Annotated in this window: 20 protein-coding genes; 9 read left to right on the forward strand and 11 right to left on the reverse strand. The window is 61.8% G+C overall.

Annotated elements, in window-relative coordinates:
• Positions 1-264: 264 nt before the first annotated feature.
• From ACRYLO_RS17530 to ACRYLO_RS17550, 5 genes are all read right to left on the reverse strand, one after another.
• On the reverse strand, positions 265-387 hold the full coding sequence (locus tag ACRYLO_RS17530) for a hypothetical protein (protein WP_482661340.1): 123 nt from the start codon (positions 385-387) through the stop codon (positions 265-267).
• A gap of 315 nt (positions 388-702) precedes the next feature.
• A complete protein-coding gene (locus ACRYLO_RS17535) occupies positions 703-1,257 on the reverse strand; it encodes a JAB domain-containing protein (protein WP_482661341.1) in 555 nt (184 codons plus the stop codon).
• The gene (locus ACRYLO_RS17540; RefSeq protein WP_482661342.1) at positions 1,221-1,613 is read right to left on the reverse strand and encodes a hypothetical protein; all 393 of its coding nucleotides are present in this window, start codon (positions 1,611-1,613) and stop codon (positions 1,221-1,223) included. The genes ACRYLO_RS17535 and ACRYLO_RS17540 overlap by 37 nt, the downstream gene beginning before the upstream one ends.
• 129 nt (positions 1,614-1,742) lie before the next feature.
• On the reverse strand, positions 1,743-2,105 hold the full coding sequence (locus ACRYLO_RS17545; RefSeq protein WP_066663707.1) for a hypothetical protein: 363 nt from the start codon (positions 2,103-2,105) through the stop codon (positions 1,743-1,745).
• An 11-nt stretch (positions 2,106-2,116) separates the two neighbouring features.
• The gene (locus tag ACRYLO_RS17550; RefSeq protein ID WP_482661343.1) at positions 2,117-2,698 is read right to left on the reverse strand and encodes a helix-turn-helix domain-containing protein; all 582 of its coding nucleotides are present in this window, start codon (positions 2,696-2,698) and stop codon (positions 2,117-2,119) included.
• A gap of 436 nt (positions 2,699-3,134) precedes the next feature.
• Here ACRYLO_RS17550 and ACRYLO_RS17555 point away from each other — a divergent pair, with 436 nt between their 5' ends.
• A complete protein-coding gene (locus tag ACRYLO_RS17555; protein WP_482661344.1) occupies positions 3,135-3,947 on the forward strand; it encodes an endonuclease/exonuclease/phosphatase family protein in 813 nt (270 codons plus the stop codon).
• Positions 3,944-4,123 carry a DUF6961 family protein gene (locus ACRYLO_RS17560; RefSeq protein WP_482661345.1) on the forward strand — a complete coding sequence of 60 codons (180 nt, stop codon included), beginning with the start codon at positions 3,944-3,946 and terminating at the stop codon, positions 4,121-4,123. The genes ACRYLO_RS17555 and ACRYLO_RS17560 overlap by 4 nt, the downstream gene beginning before the upstream one ends.
• A gap of 156 nt (positions 4,124-4,279) precedes the next feature.
• On the opposite strand, the gene ACRYLO_RS17565 is transcribed toward ACRYLO_RS17560, so the two are convergent.
• Positions 4,280-4,915, reverse strand: coding sequence for a TetR/AcrR family transcriptional regulator (locus ACRYLO_RS17565; protein WP_482661346.1), 636 nt, complete (start codon positions 4,913-4,915; stop codon positions 4,280-4,282).
• 74 nt (positions 4,916-4,989) lie between these two features.
• Here ACRYLO_RS17565 and ACRYLO_RS17570 point away from each other — a divergent pair, with 74 nt between their 5' ends.
• Positions 4,990-5,721, forward strand: coding sequence for an SDR family oxidoreductase (locus ACRYLO_RS17570; protein WP_482661347.1), 732 nt, complete (start codon positions 4,990-4,992; stop codon positions 5,719-5,721).
• A 260-nt stretch (positions 5,722-5,981) separates the two neighbouring features.
• On the opposite strand, the gene ACRYLO_RS17575 is transcribed toward ACRYLO_RS17570, so the two are convergent.
• The gene (locus ACRYLO_RS17575; RefSeq protein ID WP_482661348.1) at positions 5,982-7,331 is read right to left on the reverse strand and encodes a CitMHS family transporter; all 1,350 of its coding nucleotides are present in this window, start codon (positions 7,329-7,331) and stop codon (positions 5,982-5,984) included.
• 29 nt (positions 7,332-7,360) lie between these two features.
• On the opposite strand from ACRYLO_RS17575, the gene ACRYLO_RS17580 reads away from it, so the two are divergent.
• The 6 genes from ACRYLO_RS17580 (at position 7,361) to ACRYLO_RS17605 (ending at position 14,813) form a co-directional block, all read left to right on the forward strand.
• Positions 7,361-8,119 carry a GntR family transcriptional regulator gene (locus ACRYLO_RS17580; protein ID WP_482661349.1) on the forward strand — a complete coding sequence of 253 codons (759 nt, stop codon included), beginning with the start codon at positions 7,361-7,363 and terminating at the stop codon, positions 8,117-8,119.
• A 287-nt stretch (positions 8,120-8,406) separates the two neighbouring features.
• Positions 8,407-10,626, forward strand: coding sequence for a TonB-dependent receptor (locus tag ACRYLO_RS17585; RefSeq protein ID WP_482661350.1), 2,220 nt, complete (start codon positions 8,407-8,409; stop codon positions 10,624-10,626).
• A gap of 72 nt (positions 10,627-10,698) precedes the next feature.
• On the forward strand, positions 10,699-12,117 hold the full coding sequence (locus ACRYLO_RS17590) for an acyclic terpene utilization AtuA family protein (RefSeq protein WP_482661351.1): 1,419 nt from the start codon (positions 10,699-10,701) through the stop codon (positions 12,115-12,117).
• The gene (locus ACRYLO_RS17595) at positions 12,110-12,418 is read left to right on the forward strand and encodes a DUF4387 domain-containing protein (protein ID WP_482661352.1); all 309 of its coding nucleotides are present in this window, start codon (positions 12,110-12,112) and stop codon (positions 12,416-12,418) included. The genes ACRYLO_RS17590 and ACRYLO_RS17595 overlap by 8 nt, the downstream gene beginning before the upstream one ends.
• Complete coding sequence (locus ACRYLO_RS17600) at positions 12,418-14,019, forward strand: long-chain-fatty-acid--CoA ligase (protein ID WP_482661353.1); 1,602 nt, start codon at positions 12,418-12,420, stop codon at positions 14,017-14,019. Before ACRYLO_RS17595 ends, ACRYLO_RS17600 begins: the two co-directional genes overlap by 1 nt.
• Before the next feature lie 23 nt (positions 14,020-14,042).
• Entirely contained in the window at positions 14,043-14,813 is a 771-nt protein-coding gene (locus ACRYLO_RS17605; protein WP_482661354.1) for a class II aldolase/adducin family protein, read from the forward strand.
• A 76-nt stretch (positions 14,814-14,889) separates the two neighbouring features.
• Here ACRYLO_RS17605 and ACRYLO_RS17610 read toward each other — a convergent pair whose 3' ends face one another.
• The 4 genes from ACRYLO_RS17610 to ACRYLO_RS17625 all read right to left on the reverse strand — a co-directional run bounded on the left by ACRYLO_RS17610 (position 14,890) and on the right by ACRYLO_RS17625 (position 19,296).
• On the reverse strand, positions 14,890-15,969 hold the full coding sequence (locus ACRYLO_RS17610) for a tartrate dehydrogenase (RefSeq protein WP_482661355.1): 1,080 nt from the start codon (positions 15,967-15,969) through the stop codon (positions 14,890-14,892).
• 1 nt (position 15,970) lies between these two features.
• Positions 15,971-17,257 carry a glycerate kinase type-2 family protein gene (locus tag ACRYLO_RS17615; RefSeq protein ID WP_482661356.1) on the reverse strand — a complete coding sequence of 429 codons (1,287 nt, stop codon included), beginning with the start codon at positions 17,255-17,257 and terminating at the stop codon, positions 15,971-15,973.
• A gap of 7 nt (positions 17,258-17,264) precedes the next feature.
• On the reverse strand, positions 17,265-18,260 hold the full coding sequence (locus tag ACRYLO_RS17620) for a phosphoglycerate dehydrogenase (protein WP_482661357.1): 996 nt from the start codon (positions 18,258-18,260) through the stop codon (positions 17,265-17,267).
• A gap of 145 nt (positions 18,261-18,405) precedes the next feature.
• A complete protein-coding gene (locus ACRYLO_RS17625; protein ID WP_482661358.1) occupies positions 18,406-19,296 on the reverse strand; it encodes a LysR family transcriptional regulator in 891 nt (296 codons plus the stop codon).
• Positions 19,297-19,312: the final 16 nt, after the last annotated feature.

Consider the following 19,312-nt stretch of genomic DNA (forward strand, 5'->3'; position numbering starts at 1 on the left):
CAGAAATGGTGGGGCGGCATGCGTGGAGCACCAAGGCAGGATTGCGCGTCGATAGCTGCATTGCTGCCTTGCATTGAGCGTTGCGGGGCGGCGAACATCCCGGCGTGCCGTGGCTATGGCACCGAGGCGTGAAACCTCATTTGGGGTTGGCGGATCAGAATGTCGGAAAAGCCGATCGATCCGTCGAACAGCGCCATCACGGCAAGCTGTGCGCGCTTCTGCGATCTCCCATGTTGCCAGATGGCAGTGTGCTACAGCGTGTGGTTAGCCAAACATCCAGCGGGCCGCGTGGAATAAGCTGGCCAGGGCAGATCCGCCCACAAGCACCGCCAGCAGGCAGCCCTCGATCACATCGGCCGTGGCCCGCCAGTCCGGTTTCCACTTCATGCACATATGCAAGCAGAATGCAGACATGCAGCAAAGGGCTGATCGAACCACGCACCGGGCGATCAGCGATGCAGCTTGCCCGTGGACCACAGTGCCTGTTCGCCATTGGCTGCTGGAGCAACGTCGAGCGTGTGAAGCGAGGTGCACCTGGCAGATCGCAAGCCGTCTATGCAGGTGACGCGATCGCGTCGGTTTCCCGATCGCCCACCCTCGCATGCTTGGACAACCGGCGATGAACGCTCTCCGCAACGCGGCCTTGCACGCACCGCAAGAAAGCGTGCCCGTTGAGCCAACAGTTCGGGCGGGCGAGGGCGCTCACATGAGTCCCATCGAACGGAACGACGTCGATGCTCCCCTTGCGAGCAGAATGTGATCGAGGAGCGAGATGCCGCATTCGCGGCCAACGAGAGCCAGGCGCCGCGTCAAGTCGATATCCGCCCGACTGGGCTTGGCGTCCCCACTTGGATGATTATGCACAAGAACCATCGCGCCCGCATTCAGGGCAAACGCGCGATCAAGGATATCGCGGACGCTGAACGGTGCCGAATCGACATCGCCTTCCGCAAGGATCTCGTCGCTCAGGAGACGGCTCTTGATGTCGAGGTAGAGCACACGCACGCGCTCCGTGCGGGCATGTCCCTGGGTGAAGGTCAGATAGTCGGTGAGTTCGCTGCTATCGCCGACCGGGATCTGCTCGGGAACGCGCCACAGTAGTGAATGCTGCAAGGCATCTCCAACGAGTGCGAGCCATCGCGCCGCTTCGATCGGTATGCGCAGATGTGCGGAATGCCGTGCCGCGTCGAATACGGCGGGCAATGATCCGAACCGGCGAATCAGCTTGTCGGCGATGTCGGTCGAACCCGCTGCCACGGGTGCAAGGATGGCAGCCAGGAGTTGTCGGCACCGAGCTTCCTGATCCTGCGCCGGTGCAGAACCGTCGCGACGGCCAGGAGCAGTTGCATCGGGTAGGCCCAGCTCTGGAGGATGATCGCGTAGACGGCACCCAGCATCCCAGGATTCTCCAGGCGTATCCAGTGGCCCGCGACGTTCACAAGATGCATGCTGAACATCGCGATCGGCCAAACCCGGTCGGCGCGCCACATCACGAGGAGCAAGGCAGCCAGTAAAAGGTGATCGACGATCAGGACGCCCAATTCGAGGCGCTGGAACGAGATCGAAGAAGCGGCGTAGAGATAGCCCGTCGCCAATGCCGCTGCGAGCAGCATCGCCGATGTAACGCGCTCGGGCCCACCACCTCGCCACAATGCATAGCCGCATGTGACCCCCAGTATGATGAGGAAAATGTGGGTTCCTGACATGCCGGGGCGCCTCCTTGACGCCCCGGCATAGGCGATTCAGGCGACGGCCCTCAACGGTTCGGGCTGGTCGAGGGGCGCCTCGAATTTCGTCGCGAACTTCGGGGTTTGCTCCATATGGCCATATCCGTCGTCGAGGCCGAGTTCCCCGGGGATTTTCTTCATCAACGGATGCGCTTCGATCATGAGCTGCCGTGCCCGAACCATCAGAGCATTGGCTTCGGACACCTTTTGAAGGGCGCGCAGGCCCGTCGCGAGAGGCACCTCGAGTTCGCCGGCGGCAATCTGCATTTTCGATTGGCAGACTGCGATCTGTAGCGAGGCCTGGTCGACGAGTCTCTCGGACGCGACGAACAGGTCATGGACTTCGCGAGCGGCGCGCATTTGCTGAGCCGTGGGCATAGTAAACCCCCTTATTCCGGCTCCTGCGGGGGAGCCATGTTGCCAACTGCCCGCTCCCGCATTGCCTGAAGGTTCGAAGCGATCGCCCCTACGCCGGCAACAATGATCACCAGCCCAATCGCGAGCGCGACGGAGCAGCCGACCTTGAGCAGCATTGAGTGCTTGACCAATTCGATCCAGGCTGACGCGTGACCCGATGAGACCGGTACGAACGTGGCGTCCCCCATGTCGAAAGAAACCCGCTCGTCCCTTACCTTTCGCGCCATTTCGCCATGCGGTTCGGACGGTTGGAAAATGCCGGAATCTTGGGCGTCGAGAAGCCTCGGCGATCTCAAATGAGATTGTTGAGATTGTCCCGCCTCATGGGCCAGCAGCAATTTCCCGGCGTGCCGCCGGTCCCGCGCTCCGAGTGATTTGGTGGCCGCGGACACGTAGTTGTCGATCGTGCCCTCTTTCAGGGTCACACCCATCCGAAGCATCTCCTTGGTCGAATAGCCCTCGGCGGCCAATCGCAGCAACTGGCGCTGCTGCGGGGAGAGCGACTCAACCGCGCGGGCGAAGGCCTCTGCATCCAGCGACGACGCTTCAAGCATCATGCCTCCTGTGCGTAGCTGGGCAGTAGCGGATGCGTCGAATCGATCCCTGGGCCATGGTCACATGGGTTAGGTTCCCATCCGTGGTGGCGCAATCGATCGCCTGCGCGGGGCGTCCCTGTCTGTTTGCACCGGGGGAACCGGATGTTTGCGTCCGCGACCGGCGAACCGACCAGCTGACGGCAATAGGCTGTCGGCGGTGAGGTAACGAGCTTGACGTTTACCCTCGGGCTGGGCCGGCTTGGCGGCTCAGACGAGTGGCGCAGGCTCTTGTCCCAGCTTAAAGTGGACGGATCACAGAGCCAGACGAGACGCTCACATTGGAACAGAGCCTCATATGACTACATCGTTTACTCGAGCCCTTGCGTTGCTGGCAGTGGTGGCAATCGCAGGCTGCGCGCCGCTTGAAGGATCCTCCGCGACTGAGAATCGCGTCTTGCGTGTCGCGACCTGGAACCTTGAACATCTGGCGGAGTCGAACGGTGCCGGGTGTCGACCCCGGCAGGATGCGGATTATGCAGAGCTGCGCCGTCATGCCGACGCTCTGAACGCGGACGTCATTGCCTTGCAGGAGGTCGAAAGCAAGGCAGCAGCAGAGCGGGTGTTCGACCCGGCCAGGTATGACGTGATCATGTCAGGTCGCCCGCAGAGCACACGCGGCGGCAGTTGCTACGGGGCTCCCGGCCAGTCGATCAGGCATCAGGGCGTGGGCTTTGCGATTCGTAAGGGGGTCAGGTGGGTCCGCAATCCAGACGTAAGCGATCTCGCACTGAACAACCCAGATCTTCGCTGGGGAGTGGACATAACCGTCCTCGGTCCCAACCCGGTCCGCTTGCTTGCCATTCACCTCAAGTCTGGTTGCAACTCCGGTCGTTCTCCAACCGACGCGGACTGCCCAGTCCTTTTTGGGCAATTGCCGGTTCTTGAACGCTGGATCGACGCGCGGGCCCATGCCCGCGAACCCTACGCCATATTGGGAGACTGGAACCGTCGCCTGGCCGCAAAGGGCGATCAGTTCTTTGGCGCGCTAGATCGGCCGAAGCGGAAGGGTGCCGATCTTGAGCTCGCTGACGCGGGCCGGACCGCAACCTGCAAGACTCGGTATCGCGAGTTCATCGATCATGTAGTCGCAGGCCCACAGGTGACTGCGCGGATCGTATCCGGCTCTTTCGCAGAGTATACGTATGGGTTGCCAGAGGATCGTCACCCGTCAGACCATTGTCCCGTCTCGGTGCTCCTTAAGCTGTGACACCCGACGAAGAGCGGTGGGCGGAAGCCCTGGCCATCGAGCGGTTGTATGGCGACGAAGCTGCTGTCTGGGTTGCAGAACGCATTGGTGCTTTGGCACTTGCTGGCGACACGGCGGGAGTGGCGCGATTTAAGGAAATAGCCGCTCGGCTCGTGGACCTGAATCGCCTGCAGTGACGGACGGACGGGACAAAGCGGTCGCCGCACTTGCGCCACGCTGTCCTTCGTTGTGACGCCGCATGCTTCCGCTACGCTGGTAAAAACGGCAGTTGCCGGTTTTCGCTGCGACAACCGTCACCTGTGGCACAAAGGCTCCCGGGTCCCCACCGATGGTCAGGACTCCCGTCTGACCGCCGTCAGGTAGGCGATGCACATGAGGTTCAATTCATGGCGCACCGCTTGAGCTTCATCGGCGGAAAGGTCGCGTTCGAAGACGTTGCGTACCGCGCCGAATATCGTGGTCAGCAAGGTAAGGGTGACGGTGCGCAAATCGACGAAGCTGGCATCCGATGCCGTTGCCAGCATCGCCGCGGTCGTCGCGTCTGTGCGCCGCGCGAATGTCTCGATCAATTTCTCGTTGTCCAGCTCGACAACCGAACGGTAAAGCGCTCGAGTGACTTCCGGGCGATCCATTTTGACCTCCCAGTAGGTCGTGATGATTGCACCGACCATGTCGGCGATCGGTGCGCCCCGTTGAGCTTGGGCGGCCTCGTCGAGCCGATCCGCCAAGGCCGTCAGGTAGCGTTCGTTCAGCGCGTAAAACAACGCCTGTTTGTGCGGAAAATACTGATACATCGTGCCGACGGACACGCCTGCCCGCTTGGCGACGCGAGTCGTCGTCAGCCGGTCGGGCCCTTCGGCGACAAGAACCTGAACGGTCGCTTCGAAAATCGCATCCAGCGTGACCGTCGCCCGAGCCTGAACCGGCCTTTTCCGCGGACTTAGATGGCGGGGGGTGTCGTTGGGCATATGCGAATCCAAAAACTGAAGCTTCCTTCGTATTTAGCTGGCTCGGTATGATCTAGCTTACGGAGTATCGTCATATGGCAGACCAGGGACGAGTCGCGCTGGTGACCGGCGCCAACAAGGGCATTGGCTTTGAGATTGCCCGCAAGCTTGCGGCCGCCGGCGTCTCTGTCCTGCTCGGCTCGCGCGACCAGGGGCGCGGGGAGGGGGCTGCGGCATCGCTTTCCGCCGAGGGCCTTGCAGTGCGGGTGGTGACACTGGACGTGACCGATCAAGCCACCGTCGATGCGCTGGCCGCATTGGTGGATTCAGAGCATGGCAAGCTCGACATCCTCGTCAACAATGCCGGGATCGTCGATGCCAAGGACGGACCGCCCAGTGCGGGTTCGCCTGGCGCCGCGCAACGCATCATGGATACCAATTTCGTTGGCGCGCTCAGGGTCACGCAAGCCATGCTGCCGCTATTGCGCAAATCCAGCGCCGCGCGGATTGTCAACCTGTCGAGTTCCCTTGGATCACTGTCGCTGAACAGCGACCCCTCCTCGCCCTATTACAACGCGCGCCTGATTGGATACAATGCTTCGAAGGCGGCGCTGAATATGCTGACCGTTCAGTTGGCAGCAGAATTGGCCGACACGTCGATTCTCGTGAACTCTGTCAGTCCAGGTTATGTCCAAACCGACCTCACCGGAGGGGCTGGCTTCATGACCGCCGAGGAGGGCGCTAGACTACCGGTCGAGTTCGCGCTGCTGGGCGAGAACGGCTTGTCCGGGCAGTTCGTTGAACCCGGCGGCACGACGGCCTGGTAGTCGCATGGGAGGACGCATGCCGAAAGCCCTTGGTCAAGGAGTGGGCAGTGCTTCCTGCAAAGCTCGCTCACCCAAGCCCGCAGGACCAGCTTTATCGGCGGTACGGTGGTCATGTCTGATGCCGGCATGAGCGTGGCGGTTCCGGGCTGATCTTACCATTGCAGGACCTAGGATCCATTTGCCTGCGCGATGTGGATTTCCAGTCCGGCGGACACCCTACGAGACGCACCGATATTCACCCGCGATCCAGTCGGGCATGCTCAAACCGAAAGCGGAATGATGCCCGTCGCGATCGCCGTAACGAGGAGGATCAGGGACATCATGACCGCGTATTTGAGCGCGAACCGCTGCACGTCGCCGACCTCAACGCCGAGCAAGCCACAGGCAAGATACACCGGTGCAAGCAGCGGACTTAACGAATGAACCGGCTGGCCGAGCAATGACGCGCGCGCAATGGCCTCGACCGGCACGCCAAATGTCGTCGCCGTTTGCGCAACGACCGGAACGATCCCGAAATAATAGGCATCGTTCGACATCAGGAAGGTCAGCGGCAGGCTGAGCAGGCCGGTAATGGGCGCCAGATACGGACCCATTTCCGGGGGCACGCCGGCCAGAATGGAGCGCGCCATGGCGTCGAGCATGCCGGTTCCCTCCAAGATGCCGGTGAAGGACCCGGCTGCGAAGATCAGCGCCACCACCATCACGACGTTGCTGGCATGGGCGTCGATCCGCGCGCGCTGCTCTTTCAGTCGCGGATAATTGATCGTCGCAGCGATGGCGAAGGCAGCCATCATCAGAACCGGAAGCGGTGCCAGCCCGGAGAACATTCCCGCCATCAATCCGAGCGTCAGGAGGAGATTGATCCAAAACAGGTGCGGCTTGCGCTCGGGCGGGTTGTCGAGCGCAACCACCGCGCCATGTTGCATGGCATCGGCAGTCCAACCGAGGCGACGCCGTTCGGATCGCCCCAATTGCCAGGCCAGAACAAAGGCTGCCGCCAAGCCGATTGCCATGGTTGGCAGCATCGGAATGAACAGATCGTGGACCAGGTCCAGCTTCAACGCCGCGGCGGCACGCGCGCTGGGTCCCCCCCATGGTACAAAGTTCATCACCGAGTTGGTGAGCCCCAGCAGCGTCGCCAGGATCAGCGGATTCATGCCAACGCTGCGATAAACCGGCAGCATCGCCGTGATCACGATCAGCGCGGTGGTAGTGCCATCGCCATCGACCGACACCAGCGACGACAGGGCGGCGGTCCCTAGCGCGATCCGGACCGGGTCATTGCCGACGAAATGGAGAATGCGTCGAACCAGGGGATCGAACAGCCCAGCATCCATCATGATGCCGAAATAAAGAATGGCAAATGAGAGCAGCAACGCGATGGGCGCGACGCTGACGACACCCTCGACCACCATCTCGCCGAGGTTGGACCCGGCACCTGCCAGCAGGCCGAACAGGATCGGGATCGCAATCAGCGCGACAGCCGCAGACAGCCGCCGGGTCATGATCAGCAGGATGAAGGTCGCCACAGTGGCGAAACCGAGTATGGCAAGGGTCATGGTCAGCGGATCCAGATTGTGATCGAGTGATGGCGGACACGATTGCAGCATGGTCGCATGCTGCTAAGATCGGGCCGAGAATGGCCCGAAGCACCCCCGCAGATCTGTACGCCCCGGAAGAGAGCCAGCGCGCCGAGCCGGCCACGCTGACGGTACTCACGCGCGTTCGAGAACTGATTGTGACGGGGGAAATGCAGGCGGGCTCGCGGCTTGCCGCTGAAGCAATCGCCAAGGATCTCGGCGTTTCGCGAACTCCGGTGCGCAGTGCCCTGGCCGTGCTCGTAGCGGAAGGCCTGGTCTCCTACCACGTCAATCGCGGCTACACCGTTCGCAATATTGGATTGCGTGATGTGCTTGACGCGATTGAGGCGCGTGCCGTGCTGGAAAGTCGGGCGTGCGGGCTGTCGGTGGACTATGGCTGGGCCGAGGAAGAACTCGTTCAGCTTCGCGCTGCGGTATCGGGTGGCGCGACGATAGTCGCGCGCGGCGCGTGGTCCGAGGAGATTGAGCGCGATTGGTACAAGCTCAATCGCGACTTTCATTCCCTGATCGTCCGGGTATCCCGCAACATCGCGATCCGCACGGCGATCCGGATGACGTTGATCTATCCGGTTTTCGGCGATGTGGCCAGATTGTCCCCGCCCATCGCGGCCTATATCCCGATGCGCCATCGCACCATCCCCCCCGTGCCTCCATCGCATATCGTCGAGTCCCAGTCGGACCATGAGCGGATTTTGGCCGCCATCGTGGACGAGGATGCGCCGCTCGCGGAGCAATCGATGCTAACCCACGTGATCAAGTCCAAAGACCGGCTCGCCGCGTTGGCAACCCGCAGATAAGTGCCTGGCTCGCAGGTTGCGGGCCATGTTGTCAACTTTGAATGCAATTTTGCCCTCTCTTCGGACCAGCATGCGCGCATGACGGGGCGAGGAACATCGTAAAATCCGGATAGATTGATGCAGGAAAGTGATTGTCGTGCCCGAAAGCCCCGGATTTCTGCGCCTTTCCCAAAGGCGCATTGCGCTGCAAAGTGAATCCAAAATTTGACAAATAGGATTTTCCTTTCATTCTAGGGCGATTGGGAATGCCGAACACGGCACCCGTCAAGAGAGGGTGGGAGGAAAGGATGAAGACTCGTTCGTATCGTCTGTTGCCGGGGATCGCGCTCGCAGCCCTGTGCTGCGGCAACCTGGCTCATGCGGCCCAGTCGGAGACGGCGGTGCCCGCAAGCCAGGCAGAGGCTGAGGCAGAGCGGGAAGGTTCTGCTACCACGCAGGAAATCATCGTCACCGCTCAGCGCCGCAGTCAAAGTTTGCAGGATGTGCCGGTGACCATCACCGTATTTGGTGCCGAGCAGATCCAGGAAGCGCGGATCCAGCAGGTCGAGGATGTCGTGCGTGGCACGGTCGGACTCCAGTTCGATGCATTTCCTGCCTCGCAGCCACGCCTGGCGGTTCGCGGCATCGGCTCCTCCGATCGCGGCGCGGCAGGCGACCCCAGTTCGGCAGTCTTTCTCGATGACATCTACCTCGGCCGTCCGGCGGCAATTGCGTTTGACGCGTTCGACGTCGAACGGATCGAAGTGCTCAAAGGGCCGCAGGGCACGCTCTTCGGTCGCAATGTCGTGGGCGGGGCGATCAACGTCATTACCCGCAGGCCCGATCTGACGGGTGTCGATGCCTCAGCCGAGTTGACCTACGGGAATTTCGACCGGTTCGACGCAGCGGGGTTCGTGAATCTGCCGTTCGCCAACAATAGCGGTGCCGTGCGGTTGAGTGGCGCCTATCGCAGCCATGACGGTTATGTCCGCAACGCCTTTCTCGATACGCATGTCGAGGATCAGAAGACCTTGAGCGGTCGCCTCCAGCTCTATGCCGAGCCGAGCGCGAATTTCCGGGCGTTGTTTACTATCGACGGAACGCGTGATCGCGCGACCGGCCCTGCAAATCACGTTCTCGAACGCGATACGAGCGATCCGGCATCGGCGCTCTACAGCGTCTTTCAGGATCCGGACATGACCTACGGGTCCGACGTCGGATATCAGGACCGCGACACATTCGGCATCCGCAGCGAACTGAGTTATGACTTCTCTTTCGCTACGCTGACCTTTCTCGGCTCCTATCGCGAACTGACCTATCATGTCGGCTATGACTTTGACGGTGGCAATCCGACGCCAGGCCAGCCGGGTGAGAATCTCATCAACATTTATGGCGGCAATGACGAGCAGGCGGTTCTGAGTAGCCAGGAGCTGCGCCTGTCGTCACCCGCCGGAAGTGCGATCGACTGGGTCTTCGGACTCTATCACTATAACCAGCAGGTCGAACGGACCGATCTGTTCAACCTGGATGCCCCAGTGATTGCGCCGATTCCGCTTACGGAAATCTATCGTCAGGATTCTTCGCTCGACAGTGTAGCGGTGTTCGGCGACGTCACCGTTCTGCTCAGCGAACAGGTTTCAGTAATCGGCGGCGTGCGCTACACCCGTGACAGCAAGCGCTATCGCGTTGGCAATACCGACAGCATGGTCCCGTTGCGCGGCGACGAATTTTTCGACGTGACCACCGGTGCCAGCTTCGATGCCGTAACGTGGCGCGGCGGTCTCAACTTTAAACCGAGCGCCAACCATCTGCTCTATGCGATGGTCTCACGCGGCTTCAAAAGCGGCGGTTTCCAGGACACGCCTGCTAATGCCGCAGAAGCTGTGCAGGCCTATCAGCCTGAAATCGCCACCCAATATGAGATCGGGCAGAAAAGCAGCTTCTTCGGCGGTCGGGTGATCTGGAACAACACGCTCTTTTACCTCGACTATACCGATCTGCAGACCCGTCAGGTCGATCCATCCACCGGCGCTATCTTTACCACCAATGCCGGCTCGGCCACGATCAAGGGGTATGAGAGCCAGCTCGACGTGCGGCTGGCAGATGGTCTTGCCCTTTCGGCTGCCTATGCGTTTACCGACGCAAGGCTGAATGACTATGTCGAAAACGGCGTCGATCTGTCCGGCAACCGCATCACCCGCACTCCGCGGCACAAACTCTCGCTATCGCCATCCTACCGCCGCGACATTGCAGCCGGGGTCGAGATGACCGTGGCGGCCGACTATCGCTACGAGAGCCTGATCTACGACGACAATGCCAACACACCGCCTGAGATCCGGCCTGCGACGCATTTCGTCGATGCCCGGATCGTGATCGACGGGCTGGCTGAGCGGTTTTCTCTCTCGCTGTGGGGCAAGAACCTGACCAACGAGCGCACCCGCACCTTTCAGGGCACGTTCCTCGGGGCAAATTTCGGCGCCTACAGCCCGCCCCGCACCTATGGCGCAACACTGCGCTGGACCCACTGATAGCAACGTGGATGCATATCCACGTGAATCACATCCGATAGAGGCGGCCCATAATCGGGGTCGGGAGGCATGATGATCGATCAATTCCCCGATGGCGTGAAGGTGCTGGTTCCGACCGGCTCGCTTGGCGCAGGCGTGCGCGAGGACGAGGTGGCCTATGGCCTTGAACGCGGTGCGCACGTCATCGCATCCGACGCAGGCTCGACGGACAGCGGCGCAGCCTATCTCGCCACCGGCAAGTCGAAAAACAATCGCGGTGCGGTCAAACGTGACCTCACCATCCTCATGAAGGCGCAGGCAAAGTCCGGCATCCCGATCGTGATCGGTACGGCGGGGCAGGCGGGGGGCGACCTCAACCTTGAATGGACGCGCGACATCGTTCTGGAGATCGCCGCCCAATTGGGGATGGCGCCCAAGATCGCGCTGCTGCGGTGCGAGCAGGACAAGGCGACGGTCAAACGGATGAACAAGGAAGGGCGGATTCATCCCCTGCCGCCACTCGGGCCGCTCGATGATGCTACAATCGATGCGTGCGATCATATCGTCGCGGCATTGGGCGTGGAACCCTATGTCGCAGCGCTGGAAGCTGGCGCGGACATCATTTTGGGAGGGCGGTCCACCGACACGGCAGTCCTTGCCAGCTATCCGATCTGGAAAGGGGCACCCTGGGGCCCGGCCTGGCATGCGGGCAAGATTGGCGAATGTGGCGGACAATGCATCGAGGACCGCGACGTGTCCGGTGCGTTGCTCATCGTGCGCCACGACGGGTTCGAGGTCGAACCGTTGAACGCCACGTCGCGCTGCACGCCGCACAGCGTATCGGCGCACATGCTTTATGAGAATACCGACCCGTTCCGCCTGACCGAGCCGGGGGGAACGCTCGATGTTACGGATGCGCGATACACCCCGATCGACGATCGCCGCGTGCGTGTGACCGGCTCCAAATGGGAGCGGCAACCCTATACGCTGAAGCTGGAAGGCGCCGGTGGCGGGAAATACCAGACGATCATGCTGGTTGGCATTCAGGACCCCGATGTCCTGTCCGACATTGACGGGTTCCATGACCGTATCCTTGCCGCGCTTTATCAGCGCACGCGCGGCTCGATTCCGGCTGACGAGCTTGGCGAGTTCCATATATCGCTGCGCATGTATGGCTGGAATGCGATGACCGGAGCCCCGGTCCCCACAGGAACGCCGCCACCGCCCGAAATCGGCATGTTGTTCGTCGCGACCGCCGCGACGCAGGAGCTGGCCAACGCCATCGCCCAGGCCTGCAATCCCTATTTTTTCCATTACCCCGCCGTGATGGACAAGGAACTGCCCAGCTACGGCTTTGCTTTCACTCCCGCCGATGTGCCGCGCGGGCAGGTTTACGAGTTCAAGCTCAACCATGTGGTCGCGCTGGAAGATCCGATGGAACTGGTTCGCATCGAATGGATCGATCTGGCCGCATCGCGCGGGAAGCATATGCTGGAGGCGGCCAATGGCTAAGGTCCGCGACGTGTGTCGCCATGTCCGATCGAAAAATGCCGGCCCCTTCTGGGTGACGTTTGACCTGTTCTTCGACGGTCCCGAACAATACCGGGCCTATCATGACAGTCCGGTGCTATCGCCCCAGCTGTTCGCGCAGCTGTACGGCACCGATCCGGCTTTGGTGAAGAAAATCCCGGTGGAGGATCTGGCGATGCTCAAGATCTCCTACCCGCGCGCGACCCCGCAGGGCGGGATGGAGGAACGGGACATGCATTCCGGTCAACAATATGTCCGCCTGCTTGATGTGGAGCTGGACTGATGAGCGGTGGCGCCGGCGGACCGCAAACCCTCCCCGACCTGCTCGCGCGCGCCGCGTCCGACCATGCCGGACGCCCTGCGCTCGACTTCATGGGTCGATGCTGGTCCTGGGGTGAGGTCGAGGCGCAAAGCGCACGCTGTGCCGCAGCGCTCCAGGCAATGGGTGTCGCGCCCGGGGATCGCGTCGGCCTGTGCCTGCCCAACACGCCCTATTTCGTCATCGCCTATTTCGCGGTGCTGCGGATCGGCGGCATCGTGGTCAGTATGAACCCGCTTTATACCGAGCGTGAGATGGCACATCTGATAGCGGATTCGGGCGCGCGTCATCTGTTCGTGATCGATCTGCCCGAAGTCTATAACCGGATCGCGGTGGTGCCGGGCGTGGAGCGGATCATTCTCTGCCCGATTGCCGAGATACTGCCTACCGCAAAGCGGGTCGCCTATCGCTTGTTCAGGCGCAATCAGATTGCAAGACCGGCGCGCGACGAACCTCGCGTGGTCCGCCTCGGTGAACTTGTCGCGACTGCAGCGATGGCCAGACCGGTAGCCGTGGCCCCCGGCGACGTTGCGGTGCTGCAATACACCGGCGGCACGACCGGTTTGCCCAAAGGCGCGGCGCTGACACATGGCAGCCTGGTCGCCAATTGTCTGCAAATGGCGGAATATGACCATGCGCGGCCGCAGCAGCCCGAAACGGTTATGGCGTGCCTTCCCATGTTTCATGTCTTCGCGCTGACAACCGTGCTCAATTATTCGGTACACACAGCGGCCCGTATCGTGCTGCTGCCCCGGTTTGAGTTGCAGCCATTCCTTGCCGCAATGAAGCGAGCCCAGCCCGAACGCCTGTTCGTGGTCCCGACCATCCTGACCGCATTGAACGCGATCGACGCCGAAGAGCTGCCGGCCACCGGCCAGCTTCGCCTGTGCGTGTCAGGTGGGGCGCCGCTGCCGCCAGAGGTTCGGGCGCGGTTCGAACAGCGCACCGGCGCGCGCGTGCTGGAGGGCTATGGTCTTTCCGAAGCATCGCCGATCGTGAGCTGCAATCCAACGACTGGCGAGATTCGCGACGGAAGTGCGGGGGTCGCCTTTCCGGGCACGGTGATCGAAATCCACTGTCTCGAAACCGACAAGATCCTTGGCATCGGGGAAAGCGGCGAAGTCTGTGTGCGCGGACCGCAGTTGATGCAGGGCTATTGGCAGCGACCCGAGGAAACGCGCGAGGTGCTTGTCGACGGTCTCCTGCGGACCGGCGATGTCGGCTATCTCGATGCCGATGGCTATCTGTTTCTGGTCGACCGGATCAAGGATTTGATCCTGTGCGGCGGCTATAATGTTTATCCACGCGTGATCGAAGATGCGCTGTATGAGCATCCCGATGTCGTCGAGGCGAGCGTCATCGGCGTGGCCGACGACTATCGTGGGGAAGCGCCAAAGGCGTTCATCAAACTGCGCGTCGGGGCTGACACCACCCCCGACGACCTGCGTGAATTCCTGAAAGACCGGATCAGCAAGATCGAAATGCCGCGCGATATCGAGCTGCGTGATGAGCTGCCCAAGACGCTGATCGGAAAATTGTCGAAGAAAGAGCTGCGCGACGCGTAGCGCGACGCAAGGAGAAGCCTGTCATGGCAACACAACTCAAACCTCCGCATGCCGGCATGTCCGAGGCCGAATGGAAGGTGCGCGTCGACCTGGCCGCCGCCTATCGGCTGGTGGCGCTCTATGGCTGGGACGACCTGATCTTCACGCATCTTTCCGCGCGGGTGCCCGGTCCGGAGCATCATTTCCTGATCAACCCATATACCCATATGTTCGAGGAGATTACGGCGTCCAGCCTGGTCAAGATCGATATCGAGGGTCGCAAGGTTGACGACTCGCCCGCGCCTGTAAACGCGGCGGGATTCGTGATCCATTCAGCCATACATATGGCGCGTGAGGATGCCGCGGCGGTGCTGCACCTGCACACGCCGCATGGTCAGGCGGTTTCGGCGATGCGGGAGGGGCTGCTTCCGCACACCCAAACCGCAATGATCGCCCGGCACGACGTCGCCTATCATGACTATGAGGGGATCGCGACGAACCTGGAGGAGCGCGAGCGGTTGGTTGCAGATCTCGGCACCCAGCACTCGATGCTGCTGCGCAACCACGGCACGCTTACCCTGGGCGCCAGCGTCGCCCAGGCATTTTTGCGCATGTATTTTCTGGAGCGCGCATGCGAGGCACAGGTGATGATGCTTGCGGCCGGTCGTGACGCATTGATTACGCCGAATGACGGCATTGCCGACGTGGTTCGAGATCAAGTTTCCGGCACGTCGATGGCGATGGCCGCCGAAATGCTCGCCTGGCCCGCGTTGCTGCGCAAGCTGGACCGGATCGACCCCTCGTTCCGTCAGTAACAGGTCCGCTAGCCTCGCTGACGAACACGGCCCCGAACCAGTAACTTACGGCTCGGGGCCAGTTAGCATTTTTTGATCATGCGCAAATTGCGTCGGCGATCGCTTTTCCGCAAGCCTCTGTTCCGGCGGCGCCTCCTAAATCCCGCGTGCGATATTCGGGTCGGGCCAGTACCGCCTCGATCGCCCTGACCACCGCCGCCGCTGCCTCCGGCTCACCGAGATGATCGAGCATCAGCGCGGCCGACCAGATCTGTCCGACCGGATTGGCAATATGCTGCCCCGCAATGTCAGGGGCCGAGCCATGGACCGGTTCGAACAGCGAGGGGAATTTGCGTTCGGGGTTGATGTTGCCGGCCGGGGCAATGCCGATCGTACCGGTGCAGGCTGGACCAAGATCGGACAGAATATCGCCGAACAAGTTCGAAGCCACGACCACGTCGAACCAGTCTGGATGCTGGACGAAATGCGCGGTTAGAATATCGATATGATATTTGTCCCAGCGCACATCGGGGAAATGGGGTGCCATCGCCTCTACGCGCTCGTCCCAATAAGGCATGGTGATCGAAATGCCGTTGGATTTGGTGGCTGAGGTGAGGTGCTTCTTCTCCCGCCGCTGTGCCAGGTCGAACGCAAAGCGCAGCACGCGATCGACGCCGACGCGGGTCATCACTGTTTCCTGCATCACCACTTCGCGCTCGGTTCCGGGGAAGATCTTGCCGCCGATCGAGGAATACTCGCCCTCGGTATTCTCGCGCACCACATAGAAGTCGATGTCGCCGGGGCCACGATGAGCAAGCGGGCTGGGCACCCCGGGCATCAGACGAACCGGGCGAAGATTGACATATTGATCGAATTCACGCCGAAACTGGATCAGCGATCCCCAGAGCGAAATATGGTCGGGCACGCTGTCCGGCCAGCCGACCGCGCCAAAGAAGATCGCGTCATGCCCGCCGATCTGCGCTTTCCAGTCCTCGGGCATCATCTGCCCGTGCCTGAGATAATAGTCGCAAGACGCGAAATCGAACGCGTCAAACTGGAACGCGCAATCGAAGCGTTTTGCCACGGCCTCAAGCACGCGCAAACCCTCTGGGACGACTTCCTTGCCGATCCCGTCGCCGGGAATGACGGCAATGCGGTATGCGTTTGTTTTCGTCATGTCAGCAGCCCCCTGCGCCATCTGTTCCTTCAATCAGGATGGCGCGAAAATCATTGACGTTGGTGAAGGTTGGTCCTGTCGTTACGAGCCCGCCGGCCGCTTCGAAGAAGCGATGGGAATCGCTCCTTTCCAGAGCTTCTTTGCCGGAGCATCCTGCCGCCAGCGCCGCAGCAATCGTGTGTGGCCCCATCACGGCACCCGCGTCGGTGCCCGTGCCGTCAATCCCATCGGTGTCGGCGGCGAGGGCATGGATGCCGGGCGCGCCGTTCAATGCCATGGTCAGTGCGAGCAAATATTCGCCGTTGCGCCCGCCCTTGCCGGATCCGCGAACCGTGACGCTGGTTTCTCCGCCTGACAACAGGATGCAGGGCGGTCCATCTGCGCCCCTGACCTCCAGCGCCAGTGCGGCGTCCTCAGCTCCCAATTCGCGGGCCTCGCCCTCGATATCGCTGCCGAGAATGAGAGGCACATAGCCGGCATTGCGCGCAACGTCGGCTGCTGCCCTGAGCGCCTCGGCGGGACTGGCGATCATGCGGTAATCTGGTTCGGGCAGATCACCCGGCTTGGGTGTTTCGCCTTCCTCGCGCATCAACCAGGATCGGATCGATCCCGCCGGATCGATCCCAAGTTCTGCCAGCACCGCCAGAGCATCCTGCCGACTGGTCGGATCAGCCACGGTCGGCCCGGAGGCGATCGTGCCCGGATTGTCACCCGGCACGTCCGAAATGGCCAAGGTCACGATCCTGGCAGGGTGTGCCAACTGCGCCAGCCGTCCGCCCGCGACCATCGAGAGATGCTTACGCACGCAGTTCATCTGGCTGATCTTGGCGCCGGATCGCAACAATTCCCGGGACAGTTGCTGCAATTCGTCAAGGCTAACGCCGGGCGGAGGCGCGGCGAGCAAGGCAGACCCTCCGCCGGAAATCAGGCAAAGAACTAGGTCATCGGGCTGCAGTCGGCGGAGTAGCGCCAGCATTTCCCGCGTTGCCGCCATGCCGGCAGTATCTGGTATCGGATGGCCGGCTTCACGCACGGCGATGCGGTTGCACGGCACCGCATGGCCGTGGCGCGTAATGACCAATCCTTCGATCGGCCCCCTCCAGTGGCGTTCAACGGCACGCGCCATCGTTGCTGCAGCTTTTCCGGCCCCGATCACGATTGTTCGTCCCGACGGCAAATCCGGCAAAGCGGGCGGAACACACCTGTCCGGTTGCGCCCTGGCAACGGCGGCACTGAACATGTCGCGAAGCAGCCGTTCGGCCACCGAGTGCGATGCCGGATCGCACATGGCCCGATCAGCGCGTGCGACCATCGGCCACCACGCATTCCGGTGGCGGGTTCGCGCCATTCAGCACCGCGACGACCGACCGGGCGGCGACCATGTTGGTTCGCGACAGCCCTTCATGGGTCGACGCAGCCGAATGCGGGGTGGCGATGACATTGGGCAGACGAATAAGCGCGTCGGTCACGGATTTCAGCGCAGGGTCGCTTTCGCTCAGATAGACGTCCAGTCCGGCTCCCGCGATCGCTCCGTTGCGCAACGCATCGAGCAGTGCGCGATCATCGACCAGTCCGCCACGGGCAGTGTTGATCAGAAATGCAGACGGCTTCATCCGCGCAATCTGTGCCGCGTCGAACAGGAAGCGGGTGTCGTCGGTCAACGGTGCATGGATCGAGATATAATCGCTGGCGGCGACCAGCGTCTCCAGGTCGACCCGCTCGACATTTGGTGGTGTGCCTTCTGGCAGTGCGCCATGCGTTGCTGCGATGACGCGACAATCGAACCCTTGAAGTCGCTTGGCGAGGCTGCGGCCGATCCGGCCCATGCCGACAATGCCGACCGTCTTTTCGAATAGATCAGTGCCGGTCAGGATCGAGAAGTCGCCCTCGATCATTCGGCTTTGCGTTTCCCGAAAACGATGGCCGACCGCCAGCATGAGCGCGATCGCATGATCGGCAACAGATGCATCATTGCCGCCCGCGGCAATGCATACGACGCGCCCCAGATCGTGCGCAGCCGCGACATCGACACGCTCATATCCCACCCCGCGCCGCGAGACGACCTGGAGATCAGGCAAGGCTGCGAGCAGTTCGCGGGTGACGCGCGCATGACCGACGATCCAGCCTGCCGCCCCCTGTAACATCGACACCAGTGCTTCATGGGTAAGCGAGCCGTCTGCGACGCCGGTCGGCAGATCCACGACGACGACCTCGCAATCATGCTCGCGCAGATATCCGATCGTCGCCTCATCAAAAAAGCGCTGGGTGACAACGACTTGCCGGGTCGACATGATGTTCTCCGAGATCAGGATGCGACACTCCGGTAGCTGCGGGCAAGGACGCGCGCCAATGCCGAATTCCGATCAAATCATGCACGTAGTGGAGTGCCAATGGCATCGACGAACCGCATGCGCGCTGGACCGCAATGGAAGGGGGTCAGGCGGCTCGCACGCTGGCGCTGATTCGCGACCAAAGCGCTTCTGCAGCCGGTGATTGTCGCGCGCGCGGTCTCCATAGGCGGATTTCGATCTCGATGTCCTCTTCTTCCGCTCCGGCGCGCACGAGCCTTCCTGATGCCAGATCGTCCTCCACCAGACTGAGCGCAGTCCAGGCAACGCCTCGGCCATCGCGCGCCATCGCGGTGAGCACGCTGGCAAGGTGGGAGGAAAAAGCGGGTTGCGCGGCCTTGTCGCGTGGACTGCGTGCAAGTGCAGACGCGAGAATGCGTCCCATTCCCGATTCCGCGGTGAATGCCAGCTGCGGCGCGCTTCGTAGATCGGACGATTGCAATAGAGCTGGCGCGGCTACCGGTAGCAGCCGATCGCTACCGAGTTGCAGAGATCGAAAATCGGATCCCAGCCGGGTTGGTGCGGCCTCATGATGGTGGCAAATGAGGAATTGCGCCTTGCCCTCTATCATTCGGCGCTCGCACGCAACCATATGATCGGCGGTCAAAGCGATCGTCGCGGCGAGCGGTTGCGCCTCCTCGAGCTTTCTAAGCCAGCGCGGGAAAAACGTGAGCGAAAGCACATGGGTCGATGCAAAGCGCAACGTCTCGTGATCGCTGCGGTCGGCGGCACGCGCTACCTCGCGCCCCAATTGCAATCGCCTTAGCGTTTCCTCCGCCGCAAGCTGAAAGCTCTCGCCGGCCGCCGTCAGTCGAATGCGATGCGTCCGCCGATCGATCAGCTCGGCACCGACCCAGTCCTCCAGTGACTTTATCCGTCGGCTAAAGCTGGGTTGGCTCATCCCGCGACTTTCTGCCGCACGCGAAAAACCGCCTTGCTCGATCAGCATCAGGAAGTCTTCGAGCCAGCTAATATCCATTGCCGCGATGTGCTCC

It is taken from the genome of Sphingomonas sp. SDUR79, from assembly GCF_056821745.1.

Bases quoted from the DNA above. Each gene is read 5' to 3' on its own strand.
- ACRYLO_RS17530 (WP_482661340.1), bottom strand. From the start codon at position 387: ATGAAGTGGAAACCGGACTGGCGGGCCACGGCCGATGTGATCGAGGGC.
- ACRYLO_RS17540 (WP_482661342.1), bottom strand. From the start codon at position 1,613: ATGCTGCTCGCAGCGGCATTGGCGACGGGCTATCTCTACGCCGCTTCT.
- ACRYLO_RS17545 (WP_066663707.1), bottom strand. From the start codon at position 2,105: ATGCCCACGGCTCAGCAAATGCGCGCCGCTCGCGAAGTCCATGACCTG.
- ACRYLO_RS17550 (WP_482661343.1), bottom strand. From the start codon at position 2,698: ATGCTTGAAGCGTCGTCGCTGGATGCAGAGGCCTTCGCCCGCGCGGTT.
- ACRYLO_RS17565 (WP_482661346.1), bottom strand. From the start codon at position 4,915: ATGCCCAACGACACCCCCCGCCATCTAAGTCCGCGGAAAAGGCCGGTT.
- ACRYLO_RS17570 (WP_482661347.1), top strand. From the start codon at position 4,990: ATGGCAGACCAGGGACGAGTCGCGCTGGTGACCGGCGCCAACAAGGGC.
- ACRYLO_RS17575 (WP_482661348.1), bottom strand. From the start codon at position 7,331: ATGCTGCAATCGTGTCCGCCATCACTCGATCACAATCTGGATCCGCTG.
- ACRYLO_RS17580 (WP_482661349.1), top strand. From the start codon at position 7,361: ATGGCCCGAAGCACCCCCGCAGATCTGTACGCCCCGGAAGAGAGCCAG.
- ACRYLO_RS17585 (WP_482661350.1), top strand. From the start codon at position 8,407: ATGAAGACTCGTTCGTATCGTCTGTTGCCGGGGATCGCGCTCGCAGCC.
- ACRYLO_RS17590 (WP_482661351.1), top strand. From the start codon at position 10,699: ATGATCGATCAATTCCCCGATGGCGTGAAGGTGCTGGTTCCGACCGGC.
- ACRYLO_RS17595 (WP_482661352.1), top strand. From the start codon at position 12,110: ATGGCTAAGGTCCGCGACGTGTGTCGCCATGTCCGATCGAAAAATGCC.
- ACRYLO_RS17600 (WP_482661353.1), top strand. From the start codon at position 12,418: ATGAGCGGTGGCGCCGGCGGACCGCAAACCCTCCCCGACCTGCTCGCG.
- ACRYLO_RS17605 (WP_482661354.1), top strand. From the start codon at position 14,043: ATGGCAACACAACTCAAACCTCCGCATGCCGGCATGTCCGAGGCCGAA.
- ACRYLO_RS17610 (WP_482661355.1), bottom strand. From the start codon at position 15,969: ATGACGAAAACAAACGCATACCGCATTGCCGTCATTCCCGGCGACGGG.
- ACRYLO_RS17615 (WP_482661356.1), bottom strand. From the start codon at position 17,257: ATGTGCGATCCGGCATCGCACTCGGTGGCCGAACGGCTGCTTCGCGAC.
- ACRYLO_RS17620 (WP_482661357.1), bottom strand. From the start codon at position 18,260: ATGTCGACCCGGCAAGTCGTTGTCACCCAGCGCTTTTTTGATGAGGCG.
- ACRYLO_RS17625 (WP_482661358.1), bottom strand. From the start codon at position 19,296: ATGGATATTAGCTGGCTCGAAGACTTCCTGATGCTGATCGAGCAAGGC.